The sequence below is a fragment of the Catellatospora sp. TT07R-123 genome (assembly GCF_018327705.1).
GTDB lineage: Bacteria > Actinomycetota > Actinomycetes > Mycobacteriales > Micromonosporaceae > Catellatospora.
Genome location: NZ_BNEM01000002.1, coordinates 1,266,596 through 1,281,893 on the forward strand (window position 1 = coordinate 1,266,596; position 15,298 = coordinate 1,281,893).

14 protein-coding genes are annotated in these 15,298 nt (G+C 72.7%); 7 read left to right on the top strand and 7 right to left on the bottom strand.

The genetic code is table 11. The features are described 5' to 3' along the window. Nucleotides 1–110: 110 nt before the first annotated feature. Nucleotides 111–2,024, bottom strand: a complete 1,914-nt coding sequence (locus Cs7R123_RS25725; protein WP_212830277.1) for a M4 family metallopeptidase — start codon at nucleotides 2,022–2,024, stop codon at nucleotides 111–113. Between the two features lie 186 nt (nucleotides 2,025–2,210). Between Cs7R123_RS25725 and Cs7R123_RS25730 the strand changes: the two genes are divergently transcribed. The 4 genes from Cs7R123_RS25730 to Cs7R123_RS25745 all read left to right on the top strand — a co-directional run bounded on the left by Cs7R123_RS25730 (nucleotide 2,211) and on the right by Cs7R123_RS25745 (nucleotide 4,692). Then, a complete protein-coding gene (locus Cs7R123_RS25730; RefSeq protein WP_212830278.1) occupies nucleotides 2,211–2,600 on the top strand; it encodes a DUF3224 domain-containing protein in 390 nt (129 codons plus the stop codon). 60 nt (nucleotides 2,601–2,660) lie between these two features. After that, the gene (locus Cs7R123_RS25735; protein WP_244872142.1) at nucleotides 2,661–3,002 is read left to right on the top strand and encodes a DUF952 domain-containing protein; all 342 of its coding nucleotides are present in this window, start codon (nucleotides 2,661–2,663) and stop codon (nucleotides 3,000–3,002) included. Next, on the top strand, nucleotides 2,999–3,901 hold the full coding sequence (locus Cs7R123_RS25740; protein ID WP_212830279.1) for a DUF6000 family protein: 903 nt from the start codon (nucleotides 2,999–3,001) through the stop codon (nucleotides 3,899–3,901). Before Cs7R123_RS25735 ends, Cs7R123_RS25740 begins: the two co-directional genes overlap by 4 nt. Nucleotides 3,902–4,035: 134 nt before the next feature. Further along, nucleotides 4,036–4,692, top strand: a complete 657-nt coding sequence (locus tag Cs7R123_RS25745) for a hypothetical protein (RefSeq protein WP_212830280.1) — start codon at nucleotides 4,036–4,038, stop codon at nucleotides 4,690–4,692. A gap of 213 nt (nucleotides 4,693–4,905) precedes the next feature. Here Cs7R123_RS25745 and Cs7R123_RS25750 read toward each other — a convergent pair whose 3' ends face one another. Then, complete coding sequence (locus Cs7R123_RS25750) at nucleotides 4,906–5,430, bottom strand: GNAT family N-acetyltransferase (protein ID WP_212830281.1); 525 nt, start codon at nucleotides 5,428–5,430, stop codon at nucleotides 4,906–4,908. Nucleotides 5,431–5,490: 60 nt separating this feature from the next. After that, nucleotides 5,491–6,288, bottom strand: a complete 798-nt coding sequence (locus tag Cs7R123_RS25755) for a TIGR02452 family protein (RefSeq protein WP_212830282.1) — start codon at nucleotides 6,286–6,288, stop codon at nucleotides 5,491–5,493. A 281-nt stretch (nucleotides 6,289–6,569) separates the two neighbouring features. Between Cs7R123_RS25755 and Cs7R123_RS25760 the strand changes: the two genes are divergently transcribed. Then, nucleotides 6,570–7,322 (top strand): S9 family peptidase, encoded by a 753-nt coding sequence (locus Cs7R123_RS25760; protein WP_212830283.1) that lies wholly within the window; start codon nucleotides 6,570–6,572, stop codon nucleotides 7,320–7,322. A 206-nt stretch (nucleotides 7,323–7,528) separates the two neighbouring features. Here Cs7R123_RS25760 and Cs7R123_RS25765 read toward each other — a convergent pair whose 3' ends face one another. Together Cs7R123_RS25765 and Cs7R123_RS25770 are read right to left on the bottom strand one after the other, a co-directional pair. Then, on the bottom strand, nucleotides 7,529–8,005 hold the full coding sequence (locus Cs7R123_RS25765) for a hypothetical protein (protein WP_212830284.1): 477 nt from the start codon (nucleotides 8,003–8,005) through the stop codon (nucleotides 7,529–7,531). 109 nt (nucleotides 8,006–8,114) lie between these two features. Continuing rightward, nucleotides 8,115–9,521 (bottom strand): DNRLRE domain-containing protein, encoded by a 1,407-nt coding sequence (locus tag Cs7R123_RS25770; protein WP_212830285.1) that lies wholly within the window; start codon nucleotides 9,519–9,521, stop codon nucleotides 8,115–8,117. A 258-nt stretch (nucleotides 9,522–9,779) separates the two neighbouring features. Here Cs7R123_RS25770 and Cs7R123_RS25775 point away from each other — a divergent pair, with 258 nt between their 5' ends. Further along, nucleotides 9,780–11,084, top strand: a complete 1,305-nt coding sequence (locus tag Cs7R123_RS25775) for an MFS transporter (protein ID WP_244872143.1) — start codon at nucleotides 9,780–9,782, stop codon at nucleotides 11,082–11,084. Next, entirely contained in the window at nucleotides 11,081–12,094 is a 1,014-nt protein-coding gene (locus Cs7R123_RS25780) for a PD40 domain-containing protein (protein ID WP_212830287.1), read from the top strand. Before Cs7R123_RS25775 ends, Cs7R123_RS25780 begins: the two co-directional genes overlap by 4 nt. 19 nt (nucleotides 12,095–12,113) lie before the next feature. Here Cs7R123_RS25780 and Cs7R123_RS25785 read toward each other — a convergent pair whose 3' ends face one another. Continuing rightward, the gene (locus Cs7R123_RS25785; protein WP_212830288.1) at nucleotides 12,114–14,273 is read right to left on the bottom strand and encodes an FUSC family protein; all 2,160 of its coding nucleotides are present in this window, start codon (nucleotides 14,271–14,273) and stop codon (nucleotides 12,114–12,116) included. Nucleotides 14,274–14,393: 120 nt separating this feature from the next. Further along, nucleotides 14,394–15,263 (bottom strand): LLM class flavin-dependent oxidoreductase, encoded by an 870-nt coding sequence (locus Cs7R123_RS25790; protein ID WP_244872144.1) that lies wholly within the window; start codon nucleotides 15,261–15,263, stop codon nucleotides 14,394–14,396. Nucleotides 15,264–15,298 lie beyond the last annotated feature (35 nt).

Sequence of the window (15,298 nt, forward strand, 5' to 3'; positions counted from 1 at the left end):
GTGGCCGGGAGGACGGCCACGCGAAGGACGCTAGGGCGGTGCGGTTGTGGAAAGGTTGTGCGCCTGGCCGACAGCCGTAGGGCCGCCGACCAGGCACGGACGTTCATCGATCAGTAGAGCAGCGTCCAGCCGAGCAGCCGGCCGCTGCCGCCCTTGACCGTGTCCTCGACCACCAGCGTCCACTCGCCGGGCTCCAGCGCCTGCCCGAGCCGCACCGGGTACGTCTCGTCGACATCCACTCCCCGGTCCTCGCGGTCGGCGCTCTTGAGCCGGTAGGACCTGCCGCTCGGCGACACCAGGTCGATCTGAAGGTCACCGCGCCGCGCGTGGCTGATGTGCACGCCCACCTCGACGACCTCCTGGACGCCCTTCTCCTGCACCGTGGTGACCCACTTCAGCGGGCCCGGGTCCGGGATCGGGTTGCGCGGCCACTCGATCCAGACCAGGTGGAAGATCTTCAGGCAGGGGATCCAGGACAGCGGCTGGCCGACGTTGACCGCCGCCCAGGCCCTGGCCACCGCGAACGTCGCCGAGCTGCACTTGCCGTACAGCTCCGTGGCCGCGGCGATGGTGTCCTGCCGGGCCTGCGCGAACGTCTCCCCGGAGGTGAAGTAGTTGTTCAGCGCGTTGTACCAGATCTTGGCGGCCTTGTCCCGGCCGATGCCGACCAGCGACGAGCCGTCGCAGGTCGGGCTGGTGCCGTAGGCGGTCTGCCCGCTGCCCTCGGCCAGCAGGAAGTACAGGTGGTTGGCCACGCCCGAGGAGTAGTGCGGGTCGAGGTTGCCCACGCCGTTGTAGTAGCAGTTCTTCGAGATGCCGTCGGCGTCCGGGTCGTACATGTAGCGCAGCGGCTCCCCGGTGCCGAAGATGTCGATCTCCTCGCCGAGCAGGTAGTCCGGGGTGTCCTGCGGGTTGTTGGCGTAGAACTCGGTCATGGTGCCGAAGATGTCGCTGGTGGACTCGTTGAGGCCGCCGGACTCGCCCGAGTAGATCAGGCCGCCGGGCGGCACCGCGCCCTGGGTCACGCCGTGCGACATCTCGTGCCCGGCCACGTCCAGCGACACCAGCGGGTGGATCCCGCCGGCGCCGTCGCCGTACTCCATCACCTTGGCGGTGCTGTTCCAGCGGGCGTTGACCCAGTCGACGCCCCGGTGCACCCGGGAGGTGATGCCCACGCCGTTGTCGAAGACGCCGTTGCGGCCCAGCACGTTCTTGTAGTAGTCGAACGCGCTGGCCGCGCCGTACGCCACGTCGACCGCCGCCGACTGGTCGGTGGCCGGATTGCCGTCGCCCCAGACGTTGTTGGCGTCGGAGAACGTGGTGCAGGTGCCCGACATCGCGTGGTTCAGGTTGCAGGTGGTCGCGTTGCCGCGGGTCGGGTCGATCAGCTTGTACTGGCCGCCCTGCAGGGTCGTCTGGATGGTGACCGTGCCGGAGTAGACGCTGTTGCCCGTGCCGGCGACCTCCTGCTCCAGCCGGGCCGACCGCAGCACGGTGCCGTCGACGGCCGACACGACCGCCTCGGCCGTGCCCTCCTCCAGCGTCACCGGCACGTCCCACGCCAGCACCCCGGTGCCGCCGACCGCGTCGACCGCCAGCGTCGGCGTGCCGACCTCCCTGGCCCGCAGCGCCTCCCGCGCGGCCTTGGCGGCCGCGGCCGCGTCGACCTTCGGCGCCACATCCACGCCGACCGGCCTGGCCAGGGTGAGCGAGGCGCCGTCGAGGCCGCCGTCGGCGGCCAGGTGCACCACGAAGTCGCCGCCCAGGACGGGCAGCCCCCGAAACTCGCGGGTGAACCGCACGTGCGCGGCCCCGCCGCGGGTCACGTTGGCCCGCCACACCGTGAACGTGTCGCCGTCCGAGACCTGGAACAGGTCCGGGTGGGACCGGATCGCCTCGTTCGCCCGGGCGATCGCGATCTCCTCCGGCGTCGTCGCCGCCTGCGCGACCCCCGACTGCAACGCCACCACGCTGCCGCCGATCAGCGCGACCGCCAGCGCGGCGTTGATCCGCCACCGTCTCATGACGATTCTCCCTTCCGTGTACCCCATGAGCCCAGTGCACGGGCGGGCGGCTGCCGCGGGGCTGCCGGAAGGTTCTGGCGGGGTTGTACCGCAGGCCGCGTCCCGGGAAAGGAAGGGCCCCTTCTTAACGGCGGCCCGGCGGCGTCTGATGGGATGGAGCGGTCATCGACTGAGGGGGCAGGACAGATGGGTCACCGGGCCACAGGCACGTTCAAGGTCAGTTTCGAGCAACTGGACAGCGGCGACCCGGCCATCGGGCGGATGCGGGTCAGCAAGCAGATCACCGGTGACCTGGAGGCCACCGGCACCGCGCAGATGCTGTCGGTCGGCTCGACCCTGCCCGACTCCGCCGGGTACGTCGCCATCGACCAGATCAGCGGCGCCCTGCACGGCCGCACCGGCACCTTCACCCTCCAGCACCACGGGCTGATGTCGCGCGGCGACGGCACCCTCAGCGTCGTCGTGGTCCCCGACTCCGGCACCGGCGAGCTGACCGGGCTGCGCGGCACGTTCACGATCGACAACGTCGACGGCGCGCACCGGTACACCTTCGACTACGACCTCGACCCGGCCTGAGCCGACCGGCCCAGCGGAAAGAGGAACGCGCGCCTGGTCGCGAGCTGCCATAGTGTGCCCGTGCTGATCTACAAGATCCTGCTCCCGGCCGAGTGGGCCGCATTCCGTGCCGCGCAGCGGTTCGACGGGTCGCCGTTCGACCTCAGCTGCGGCTTCGTCCACTGCTCGGCTCGGGACCAGGTCGCCGCGACCGCGCTGCGGGTGTTCGCCGGAGAGCCCGACCTGTTCGTGGCGGCCGTCGACTCCGCACTGCTCGGCGACACGGTCCACTGGGAGGACGCGCCCAACGGCGGCCCGTTCCCGCACGTGTACGGCCCGCTGCCGCTGACCGCGGTGACCGCCGTCCACCGCGTACCCGGAGCGGCGCACGTCGAGGCGGTGCTCGCCGGGTCGCCACAGTGACCGAGTCCCCGGACGCCTACGTACGGACGAGGCGCTACGTCATGGGCGCCGAATCCACCCGAGGTCGCTACTTCAAGCTCCTCGGCGGCGGGACATTCGCCGACCTGCCACGCGAGCAGCGTTCGAGGTTCGTCGCCGACCTGTGCCGCGACGCCCGCACCGTCGATGACGCCGACCTGACGGACATGCTGAGCCTGCCGAACTGGCGGCCCCGGCTGACCGCCGCATGGCTCATCGGCATCGACCGCCGGACCGGTTTCCGCGACCGCCTCGCCGAGCTGCTCCTGGCCAGCGAACTCGCGTTCGCGGGAAAGGGTTACGCGTACGCCCTGCTGCGTTTCGGCCGGCCGGAGGACGCCGTGGTCCTGTCCGCCTACCTGGACCGCTACCTGCCCCGACTGGACTGCCCCTACGACCAGGGCTACGTCATGAGCGCGCTGCTGCACCTGGACGACACCCGCGGCACCACCGCCGCCGCACGGTTCCTTGTGCCGGGCGGCCCGTGGAAGTCCCGGTACGGCGACGCCGACCCGGGCGCGATGTGCGACCGGATCAGGCACGCCGAGCAGCTGATCCAGGCCGAACAGGTTCGGACGGCCGGCGTGACCCTGGTGGAGCACTTCGTGCTGGAGTGGTCCGACGGCGGCACCCACCTCGCCGGACTGGTGACGGAATGGGTCCGCGACGGCGAGCCGGACCTGCCGCACGCGATCTCGCTGCTCGCTGACGCCGTGGCGAGCCTGGGCCGACGCGGCCTGATCGAGGTGTACGCCGACGGCCCCGTGCCCACCGACCAGATCGGACCGCTCGTGGCCGACCCGAGCCGCTGGTCACCGGACGCCCCGGCCGACCACGCCGTCGCCGTGTCGCTGACCGAGGCCGGAGCGGCCTTTCTCTGAGCGGCTCGCCCTGCGCCACCTCCGGTTGACAACCAAAGCTATTGGCATTAGCTTTTCAGCTATGGCACATAGCTTCACTGGCCGACCGGTGCAGCGCCCAGTGCCACGGCCACCCCTCAGCCATGGAGCATTCGATGCCGCAGTCCCGTAACCGCCTCGCCGCTGCCGCCCTCACCGTTGCCGGCATCCTCTTCCTGCTCTACCCCGCGTTGCGCCCCTGGGCCGACGAGTCCACAGCCGCCGGAGCGCTGCACGCGATGTCGTCGCCGTGGTGGGTGGCGACCCACCTGTTCGCCATGGCCGGGTTCATCCTCGTGCCGCTCGCGCTGCTGCGGGTGAGCTCGGTCGCCGCCGTCATCATGTGGATCGGCGCCGGGCTGACCCTGCCCTACTACGGCGCGGAGGACTTCGCGCTCAACACCCTCGCCACGAAGATCTCGGGCGGGCAGCAGCTGGACCTGCTCGACCTGTCCGACAGCATCCGCTACCACCCCGCCGCGGTCGCCACGTTCCTGATCGGGCTGCTGCTGCTCGGCGTCGGTGCGGTGTGGGCCGCGGTGGCCGTGTGGCGGTCCGGGTCGCTGCCGCGCTACAGCGCGCTCGCGTTCGGTGCCGGGTTCGCGCTGTTCATCCCGCAGTTCTACACCGGCGAGGCGCTGCGGATCGCCCACGGCGGCCTGATGCTCATCGGCTGCGTCTGGCTGGCCGCCGCCCTGTGGGGCGCCGCGACCGACCCGCGCACCCCGGCCGACTGGCGCACCCCGGCCGAGACGGTGGGCGCGCAATCCTGATCGGTCCGACGACGGCGGGTGGGGGCGCGGCCTGGCCGCGCCCCCACCCGCCGTCCACGCCGCCCACCCGATGCCGCGCCCAATGCCGCGCACGATCGGTGCAGTTTCGGGGAAAGTGCAGGAATCGAGCTGGCCATTCGTGCACTTTCCCCGAAACTGCACCTGACCGCGGCGCGCACGGCGCGCAGGGCGCGGGGCGCAGGATGCGGGAGGTCAGCGGTGCTTGCGGTAGACGATGTGGTGGAAGACCTCGTCCGGGGTCGGGCGGTCGTCGAAGTCCAGGTCGGGGGCGTGGGTCATGCCGATGCGCCGCATGACCGCCCGCGAGCGCGTATTGCCCGCCAGCGTGATCGCCAGGATCTCGTCGAGGCCGACGGTGGTGAACCCGAACTCCAGCAGCGCCCGCGCGGCCTCGGAGGCGTACCCGTGGCCCCAGGCGGAACGGGCCAGCCGCCACCCGAGCTCGACTCCGTCGAACGGGACCGTCGGCTCGACCGGGTCGAGCCCCGCGTGGCCGATCAGTGCGGCGCTGTCGCGGTGCTCGACGGCCCAGAACCCGAACCCGTTGCTCCGGTACGCCTCCTGGTAGCGCACGATCGACTCCGCCGACTGGGCCTCGTCCCACACCGGGCCGAGGTGTTCGCGCACCTCGGGGTCGGCGTTGATGGCCGCCCACGCGGGCAGGTCCGTTTCACGCCAGTCGCGCAGGATCAGGCGTTCCGTCACAATCTCGATCACCCGGCGAGACTACCCGCGCCGCCCGGGCCCGGGAAAACGGTCATGCCGTCTCCTGGCTGGTCAGGTGCCGAACACCCGGGCGAAGGCGGCGTGCACCGGGGTGCCCGGCAGGTTGTCGTAGATCGCGAAGACGACCTTGTCGAAGCGGTCGACGACCTGGAGCGCGTCGGCGAAGGCACCCGCGACGACCGCCGGGTCGTTGCGGAACACCCCGCAGCCCCAGGCGCCGAGCACCAGCGTGCGGTGCCCGTGCGCGGCCGCGACCGCCAGCACGCGCTCGGCCCGGCGGCGAAGCACGGCGGGCACGTCGGCGGCGTGCTCGGGCTGGTTGCGCACGATCGCGCCGAGGTTGGGCGCGGCCGCGGTCAGAAACGACGTACGGTACGCCGCGTCGAGCAGCCCGCCCTTGTCGTCGCGGAACACCGGCACGCCCGGCGAGTAGACCACCCGGTCGCTGTAGCGCAGGTCACGCTGGGCCCGGTGGTACGCGTAGAAGTCCGGTGCCGCCAGCAGCGCCGGGTAGAGGGCCGACGCGCGCGCGACGCTCTCCTCCTGCGCCTTGGCGCCGCCGAGGAACCCGCCGCCGGGGTTCTTGGCCGACGCGAACACCAGCGTCGCCGCCCCCGGTCCGGCCCCCCGGGCCGCGACCAGCGTGGACTCGCGCGTCACCTCGATCTGGCCGGAGCCTCGCGCGCCGACCGGCTCGACGGCCTGCTCGGGCACGTAGTGGCAGGTCCCCGCGACGGCGGCCCGCACCTCGGCGCCGATCTCCACCGTCACGCCGGAGGGGTTGGTGTAGCGGCCCTCTTCCGCTATCTGCACCGTCTGCCGCGCGATCTCGGCCAGCCGGGCACTCACGGATTGATCCTGTCAAGCATGACCGCAGGTTAGGCAACGCACGCGCCTTCGCTCAACCGTATTGCCGCAGGGCCGACGGGGCGACCGCTCTCCATCCGCCACACATCATGCGGTGTGGTCACACCCGATGTGGTGTGAGCTCAATGGACACACCGGCGCCGGAACCGACCGTCCCGAACTGCGGAAACCCAATGGGGGCAACAACTCTCCAATTTATGACAACGCTATGCTTCATTCTTGCGTTCTGTTCGTAAGTATTGGACAGAGACGAGAGGGCGGACATGTCCCGACGGATACTGCTCGGCGCGGTGCTGCTGCTGGCGCTGAGCGGCTGCACCACCGGCACACCCACCACGGCACCGACGCCGGCCAGCACGGTCTCCGCACCCAGCGCCGCGTGCCCGGCGTTCGGGGCGGCGGGAAAGGTCGTCCGGTTCGGACACGGACTCGACGGCGTCGTCGTCGGCTCCGGGACGACCGGAGTGGTGCTCGCCCATGAGGCCAACGCCGACCTGTGCTACTGGGCGGCGGTGGCGTTCGAGCTGCGTGACAAGGGCTACCGCGTGCTGGCGTTCGACTTCAACGGCCACGGCTCCGCCGAGCTGACCGCGCGGCCGTACGAGGAGGACGTCGCCGACGCGGTGCAGTTGCTGCGCAGTGAGGGCGCGACCGGCATCGCCCTCGTCGGGGCCTCGATGGGCGGCACCTCGGTGCTGGTCGCGGCCACGCAGCTCGACCCGAAGCCGGTGGCCGTGGTCAGCCTGTCCGCGCCGTTCGCGTTCGGCGCGGTCGGACAGAGCGTCCTCAACGTGGCCGACAAGCTGACGATGCCGGTGCTGTACCTGTGCGGCACCGGCGACGCCCGCTTCGCCGACGCGGCGCAGCAGATGAGCGACGTCACCACCGCCAGCGTGGACCGGAAGCTGGTGCTGGTCGCCGACAACGCCCACGGCGCCCGGCTGATCAACCCGGATACCAACGCGCTGGCCCGCAAGGCGTTCTTCGAGTTCCTGGCGGCACACGCGCCCGCCTGACAGGCCACCGGCCGCGCCCACCGCTCAGGGACGCGGCCGGCCTCAGACCTGCTCGCCGCTCGCCCGTGCCACGCGGGCGGCGAGCAGGTCGTCCGCCGCCGGACGTTGCCCGAGCGGCGTGAGCAGCCTGACGTTGCCGAGCGGCGGGAGGCACGCCCGACGGCGCGCGGGTCCGCCGTCGGTCGGCGACGGTGGTCGCGGGCGGGTCAGAGACCTGCGGGACTCAGTGCCCCGGCCGGGCTCGGCGGCAGCTTGCGCAGCAGTTCCCACAGCTGCGGCAGCAGCCGGGCCGCGCCGCCGACCGCCTCGTCGGTCGCGGCCAGCAGCGCCAGGTGGCGGCACGCGTGCGCCGCGACGGCGTCCAGGTCGACCGTGTGCGGACTGGGCGTCAGCGGATGCCCGCCGCCGGAGACGGCGTCGACCTGCACCGCCCGTACACCGGCGTCCGGGGCGAGGTCGGGCAGCGCGGCATAGGTCAGCACCACCGCGCCCCGGTCCAGCCGCCACGAGGTCGAGTGCAGCAGCGCGCCGGGCACGCACGGGGTCAGTCCGGCCAGGCGACGGGCCAGGTCGTCGGGGTGTACGCCGTCAGCCAGCGGTGCGCGCACGTCGCGGTAGCACAGGCGGCCGTCGCGCTCGGACAGCAGGACGGCTTCGACGACGGTGGTGGGCGGCACAGCCACGGAGTCTGCTCTTGTTGCCACTCGTTTGCAATAAGGCGCGCCGCGGAAAGCAGACGGTGCCCGGACCAGGCGGTCCGGGCACCGTCTCCAGGTGCCGTACTGGTGCGGATCAGTGGCAGGAGCCCGTGCCGCTGTCGCTGTAGGTCTTGCCCGCCTCCGGCACGAACTGCCAGTCGTAGCTGTTGGCGTGCAGGGTGAACTTCAGGACCCCGAACGTGTCGCTGTTGCGGGCCTGGCTGTTGGCCTGGATCGTGCCGAAGCCGTAGAAGTCGGCGCCGCCCATGCCCGCCACGAACGAGCGCAGGCCGCGGGTGTTGTCGAGCGTGCCGGTCGGGTTCATCGGCGCGAACCGCTCGTACTGGTGGTTGTGGCCCCAGACCACGACGTCGGCGTTGTAGTCGTACAGCGCCTGGTAGAGCGGCCGGGTCGCCGTCTCCGGGGCGTGGTTGGCGCCCGAGGTGAACAGCGGGTGGTGCCAGTACGCCAGCGTGCACGGCCTCGTGCTGGCGGCCAGGTCGTTGCGCAGCCAGGTCTCCTGCGCCGAGCCGGCCGTCATCGCGATGTTGGAGTTGAGCGACACGATGTGCCAGTTGCCCAGGTCGTAGGAGTAGTAGCCCACGCCCGAGGTGCCCGCCTGCGCGCCGAAGTAGCCGTAGTAGCCGGTCGCGCCGGAGGTGTTGTAGTCGTGGTTGCCCGGCGCCGGGCGGGTGCGCGCCTTGTGGCGGCCCCAGGTCGGCGCGTAGTAGGAGTTGAACTCCGCCGCCGTGCCGTTGGTGTAGACGTTGTCGCCGGTCGTGAACACCGTGCCGGAGATGCCGTCCAGCAGCGCGGCGGTGGCGGTGTCGCCGGTGCCGTCGCTGGCGATGTCACCGGCGCCGACGAACACCGGATCGCCCGAGGGCGGTGGCGAGGTGGACGGGCTCGGCGACGGCGTGGTGCCGGTGGTGACCACGAGCTGCGGCGAGTCCGCGCCACTCTCCCGCGAGTCGTAGTACGCGCCGTCGGTGTTGGACGAGCTCGACCCGAAGCTGAACGTGCCGTTGCCGGTCACGACCGAGGTCACGTTGATCTCGTACCAGGTGTTCGAGCTGACCGAGCCGAGCGTGACGATGGTCGCCCCGTCGATCGAGGGCTGGTTGTTCCAGTTGGTGCCGGTCTCCGACCAGGTGGTGTTCGACATGGCCTTGAACACCCCGCCGGCGGCGCTGCCCGCGTCACTGGACGACGTGGTCTTGATCCGCAGCTTGACGCTGGTGATCGGGCTGGTGACGCCGGTGACGGTGAACCGCAGGAAACTGCGGCGCACCGGGGAGTTGTCGTTGACGAACTGGGTGGTGGTGCCGTAGTTCGTCGTAGCGGTGTCCTGCTGGACATAGGTGTCGGCCACAGGGGTGAAGGTGGTGGTAGCGGCGGCGGCCACGTCGGCCGACGCCGTCAGCACAGCCGTGACTGCGGCGACGGTCAGCACGAGTGCCGTGCCCGCCGTGCTCGCAGCGCGGATGTGTCCCTTGCGCATGTCGGTCCCTTCGTCGAGGGGGTGTCACTGGAACGGGTGCCAGCGCGTGGAATGTAGGGACTGAGCGGTAAGGATGGGGCACTATTAAGTGAACATCGTGTATGCCTCCGATGGCCAGAGAGCCCACGGGCGCCCACCGTCCACCACGGACACCGGTTGTTCACCGGATGCATGTCCGCGCGGTGCCTGGCGCCGACCGTGCGTTGCCGTGGCCGCACGAGGATGGGCCCGAACACAGCACGCGAGGAGAAGCCGCCGGTGTACCTGTCCACCGTCAAATCCGGGACCGCGACCAGCGCCCCGCCCACCGACGGGCGCAAGGGCCTGCGCGGCCGGTTCGCCGCCGTCAGCGCCAACGTCTTCGCCCTCGGCGCGGTCAGCCTGGTCACCGACGTCTCGTCGGAGATGGTCACCGCCGTGCTGCCGCTCTACCTGGTCCTCGGCCTCCAGCTCAGCCCCCTGGCGTACGGCGCCATCGACGGCGTCTACACCGGCGCCACCGCGCTGCTGCGGCTGGTCGGGGGCTACGTCGCCGACCGGATGCACCGCCGCAAGCTGGTCGCCGGACTCGGTTACGGCATGTCGGCACTGGCCAAACTAGGCCTGCTCGCCGCGGGCCGGTCCGCGGGCGCGATCGGGCTGGTCATCGCCGCCGACCGGGCGGGCAAGGGGCTGCGCACCGCGCCGCGCGACGCCCTGATCACGCTGTCCACTCCCCCGCACGCGCTGGGCCGGGCGTTCGGCGTGCACCGGACCATGGACAGCATTGGCGCGTTCCTCGGGCCGTTGGTGGCGCTCGGCGTGCTCGCCGCGGCGGCGCAGTCGTACGACGCGGTCTTCGTCACCAGCTTCTGCGTCGCCGCCATCGGCGTGCTGCTGCTGGCCCTGTTCGTCCGCGACCACCGCGGCACCCTGCCCGCCCGCCCCGGCGCGACCCCGGTGCGGCTGCGCGACGCCGCGACCCTGCTGGCCGACGCACCCGTACGCCGCCTGGTGCTGGCCGCCTGCCTGCTGGGCCTGGCCACCATCGGCGACGGCTTCCTCTACCTGATGCTCCAGCGCCGCGAGGAGGTCAGCACCGTCTGGTTCCCGCTGCTGGCGGCGGGCACCAGCCTCGGCTACCTGCTGGTGGCCACTCCGATGGGCATCCTCGCCGACCGGATCGGGCGGCTGCCGGTGCTGCTGGGCGGCTACACGGCACTCGCGGTGACGTACCTGCTGGTGTTCGGGCCGTTCGGCGGCTGGCCGCTGCTCGTGCTGACCCTCGGCCTGTACGGCGTCTTCTACGCCGCCACCGACGGCGTCCTGATGGCGCTGGCCGGCCCGGTCCTGCCCGAACGTCTGCGCACCACCGGCATCGCCCTGATCCAGACCGGACAGGCCCTGGCCTACCTGGTGTCCTCGGTATTGTTCGGGCTGGCCTGGACACTGTGGGGAGCGCAGGCCGCCAGCCGGGTCGCGGCGGCGGCCGTCGTCGTCGCGATCGGGGTCACGGTCCTGCTGCTGCGCACCCGCCCCACCCAGCCCGCCGTCCCCACCCAGCCCGCGGAGCCGACCCGATGAGCGCCCCCACCACCGACGCGCCGAGCACCGACGTATCCGCAGGCAGTCCGCCTGGTCGCGGCAGGATCCTGATCGCGGTCGCCGCGAGCGTGGCGCTGCTGCTGGCCGCCGGGGCCTACATCGTGCTCGCCCGGCGGGGGGACCCCGCGCCGGTCGCCACGGCGCCGGTGACCCTGGAGCCGGGGCCGCGGCTGCTGTTCGTCAGCGCCCGGCACCTGGCCGTCTCGGACCGGGCCGACCCGGACGGGGCGCGCTCGCTGGCCGGGCTGGAATGCGTGCGCACCTACGCCGCGGCGGGCACCGGCGTGTGCATCCACCCGGTGAACGCCTGGACCTACCAGCTCATGGTGCTCGACGCGAAGCTGGGCACCACCAAGGAGTTCACCGTGCCCGGCCTGCCCAACCGGGCCCGGGTGTCGGCCAGCGGCCGGATGGTGGCGTGGACGACGTTCGTGGGCGGGGACTCGTACAACAGCGGCGGTTTCTCCACCCGCACCGGCATCTACGACACCCGGTCCGGGACGCTGGTCGGCTCGCTGGAGGAGTTCGCGGTCACGCTGGAGGGCAGGCCGCACCGGGCCCAGGACGTCAACTTCTGGGGCGTCACCTTCGCCGCCGACGACAACCGCTTCTACGCCACGATGTCCAGCGGCGGGCACCGCTACCTGATCCAGGGCGACTTCGCCGCGCGTACGGTGCGGACGCTGGCGAGCAACGTGGAGTGCCCGTCACTGTCTCCCGACGGCACGCGCATCGCGTTCAAGCAGGCGATCGACGACCAGCCGACGAACGGCTGGCGGCTGTCGCGGCTGGACCTGGACACGATGCGGGTGACCAACCTGGCCGAGACCCGCAGCGTCGACGACCAGGCCGCCTGGCTCGACGACCGGACGGTGGCGTACACGCTGCGCGCCGCCGACGGCACCCCGTCGATCTGGACCGTCGCCGCCGACGGCACCGGCGAGCCGTCGCTGCTGGTGGCCGACGCGGAGTCGCCGGCCGCACTGTAGCCGGTGCCACCGGCCCAGGTCAGTGCCACCAGCCCCGGCGGCGCCGCTCGGCCATCGCCTCGGCCGGGCCGACCAGGTCGGCCAGGTGCAGTTCCAGGTGGCGCAGGTGCTCGGCGACCCAGCGGCGGCGCAGGCGCTGCTGCGGCGTGCCCGGCCGGGCACCCGTGATCTCGGCTTCGGCCAGCGCGGGCGGCACCTGCGGGGTGGGTGGGCGGCCGTCGGGGCGGCCCAGCTGCGCGGCGATCTGGTCGTAGAAGTAGGCCAGCGCGTGGGCGTGGTCGACCAGCGCGTCGCCGTGCGCGTCGAGCACGGCGGCGCGCGGGGTGAGGCCGGACAGCGAGTCGGCGGTCAGGCGCAGCCGTACCCCGGCCATGATCAGCTGCCACAGGTCGCGCCGGGACATCCGCTTGGAGCCCGGCTCGGCCAGGTAGCCGCGCAGCGCGTCCTCCAGCCGTACCATCGACGCGCCCGGCCGCCAGGCCGGCGGGGGCGCGTCGGCGGGCAGGCCCAGGGCCCGGCCCACCATGCCGGTCAGCCGCTGGCCGCCGCGCCGGTACACGTCGGCGAGGTTGTCGCGCACCACGTCCCCGGCCCCGCGCGGCCACACCAGCACGCCCGCGACCAGGCTGACCAGGCAGCCGATCGCGACGTCCTGGAGGCGCACCAGGCCCAGCGTCCAGCCGGTCGGGGCGAGGATGTTGTAGAGCACCAGGATCACGACGGTGAATCCGGCCTGGCCGACGACGTCGGGCAGGATCCCGGGGGCGTACGCGACGACGAGGATCGCCAGCGGCAGCGCCACCCACAGCGCGGGCGTCGACCGGCCCACCACCAGCAGCAGCGCCGCGCCGACGGCCACCCCCGCCGCCGTCCCGGCGATGGCCTTGACCGCCTGCGTGCCGGTCGACGCCGCGCTGGTGCGCAGCACCGACAGCGCCCCCAGCAACACCCAGAACCCGCTGCGCACGTCGCTGACCTGCACCAGGATCACCGCCGCCGCCAGCGCGATCGCCCCGCGCAGCGCGTTGACGAACCACACCGAGCGCAGGCTCGCGTTGCGCAGCACGACCCCGGCGATGCCCGCCGGGGTGACCAGCCGCCAGGACGGCGGCACGTCTGCCTGCGGCAGCACGGCCCAGCCGCGGCGGCTCTCGCCGATGGTCAGCGGGTCGGCGCCGCGCTGGGCGATCAGCGCGTCGACGGCGACGGCCCGCACCGCCGTCGCGGTGGTCAGCGCGTAGAACTGCACCACCACCTCGGCGTTCGTGGCGCTGCCGGTGTCGCTGCACGCCTCGTCGAGCCGGGCCAGGCACGCGGTCCGGTCGCGTTCCAGCCGGTCCAGGTCGGGTTCGGCACGGCCGCCGCGCAGCAGGCCGGCGACCTGGCGCAGCACCGCGGCGCAGCTGCCGAGCAGGGCCCGCTCGTGGGCGCCGGCGCCGCTCAGGTCACCGGACCGGGCCAGCCCGTCGCTGACCAGCCCCTTGGCCCATTCGAGCTGCCCGACCACGCCCGCCATGGCCTGATCGGCGATGACCAGGCCGTTCGGCCGGTACGGCGTGGACACGAACAGGGCGATCAGCCGGTGCAGGGCGGTGACAGCGCGCTCGCGCAGCTCCGTCGGCAGTGATCCGCGCAGGCCCGCGTCGAGCTGGTCGGCCAGCGTCTCGGACAGCTCGGCGGCGCAGTCGCGCAGCGGCGCCCCGGCCGTACGCGGCGAGGTGAGCACCACGGCGAGACCGCCGGCCAGCGTCGCGGCGACCCAGCCGAACACGCGCGGGCCGAGCACCGACGGCGGGGCGGCCGCCGAGGCGGCGAGCATGAACGGCAGCATCGCCGCGGCCGCGCCGGAGGCGTCGTTGGGCCCGATCACGGCGGCGAAGTACGACGTGAACGCCACGACCAGGGTCGCGAGCGCCGCCAGCGCGACGGAGGTGCCGGCCAGGGTGCCCACCACGACCAGTGCCGCCCCGGCCGCGGTCAGCATCAGGTGCGCGACGAGCCGGTCGCGGCGGGTGCCGCCGAACTGGGCCAGCACCAGGCTGGCGAAGCCGCCGAACGCCGCGTAGGTGGCCATCGGGGTCGAGTGCAGCAGTAGCAGCGGCACGGCGAAGACGATGGGGACCAGCACGGCGGCGCGGATGGCGCGCACGGCCGCGGGCACGGACCACAGTGAAGACACCTCGAATGATATGCCCGCTTTGACCGCTTCCGCTGGCCGGGTGCCGGGGCTTGATCCGAAATCGTGGACGCTGGGTGCCGCTATGGCGACACCGGGCGTCCACGATTTCGGATCTTGCCGCTACAGCAGCGGTTTGACCTGCTGGGCGGTGAAGCGCATGAAGCCTTCCGGGTCCGGGTCGTCGGGGGTGGGCTGGAGGATCACCGCGTCGGCCCCCGCCCGCGCCCACTGCCCGGCCGCGGCCGCGACCTCGGCGGCGTCGCCGACGGCGCAGCGCCCGTCCCACGCGTCGTAGCGCCACTCGACCCGCTCGGTCTCCATCCGCGCCGCCGCGGTGGGGCCGGTCGCGCTGTGGACGTACACCGTGACCGGGTGCGGGTCGGTGCGGCCGGCCTCGGCCCGGCCCGCGTCGATCAGCTCACGGGCGGCCCGCACCTGCTCGGGCGTGGTGCCGCCGGTGAGGATCGTGCCGTCGGCGGCCGCACCGGACAGGCGCAGCGTGCGCGGCCCGGTCGCCCCGGCCAGCACCGGCACCGGCTGCTCCGGCGCCCAGCGCAGCTTCACCCGGTCCAGCTGGACGTAGCGGCCCCGGCAGGTGACCTCCTCGCCGCGCAGCAGCGCCCGCAGCGCGTCGAGCTGCTCGCGCAGCAGCGTCAGCGGCGAGGAGACCCGCGCCCCGACCTGGCCCATCCAGTCCTGTACGCCGTGGCCCACCCCGACCCGCACCCGCCCCGGGAACAGCCGGTGCAGCGTGGCCAGCTCCATCGCGGTGATGGCGACGTTGCGCAGCGGCACCGGCAGCAGCCCGACACCGACCACCAGCCGCTCGCTGTAGGCCAGCGCCGCCGCGGCAGTGGCTATGCCGCTCTCGAAGAAGCAGTCCTCCCACAGCCACAGCTCGTCCAGACCGGCCTCGTCGGCGGCGGCGACGATGGGGCGCAGCCGTTCCGGCGGCAGCATCGGCACGAACACGGCACCCAGCGCGGTCACGGCGACCTCCTCGCGTCCCGGGGCACCGGGATCGC

Coding starts and splice junctions, on each gene's coding strand:
- Cs7R123_RS25725 (WP_212830277.1), bottom strand. CDS start 2,024: ATGAGACGGTGGCGGATCAACGCCGCGCTGGCGGTCGCGCTGATCGGC.
- Cs7R123_RS25730 (WP_212830278.1), top strand. CDS start 2,211: ATGGGTCACCGGGCCACAGGCACGTTCAAGGTCAGTTTCGAGCAACTG.
- Cs7R123_RS25745 (WP_212830280.1), top strand. CDS start 4,036: ATGCCGCAGTCCCGTAACCGCCTCGCCGCTGCCGCCCTCACCGTTGCC.
- Cs7R123_RS25760 (WP_212830283.1), top strand. CDS start 6,570: ATGTCCCGACGGATACTGCTCGGCGCGGTGCTGCTGCTGGCGCTGAGC.
- Cs7R123_RS25770 (WP_212830285.1), bottom strand. CDS start 9,521: ATGCGCAAGGGACACATCCGCGCTGCGAGCACGGCGGGCACGGCACTC.
- Cs7R123_RS25780 (WP_212830287.1), top strand. CDS start 11,081: ATGAGCGCCCCCACCACCGACGCGCCGAGCACCGACGTATCCGCAGGC.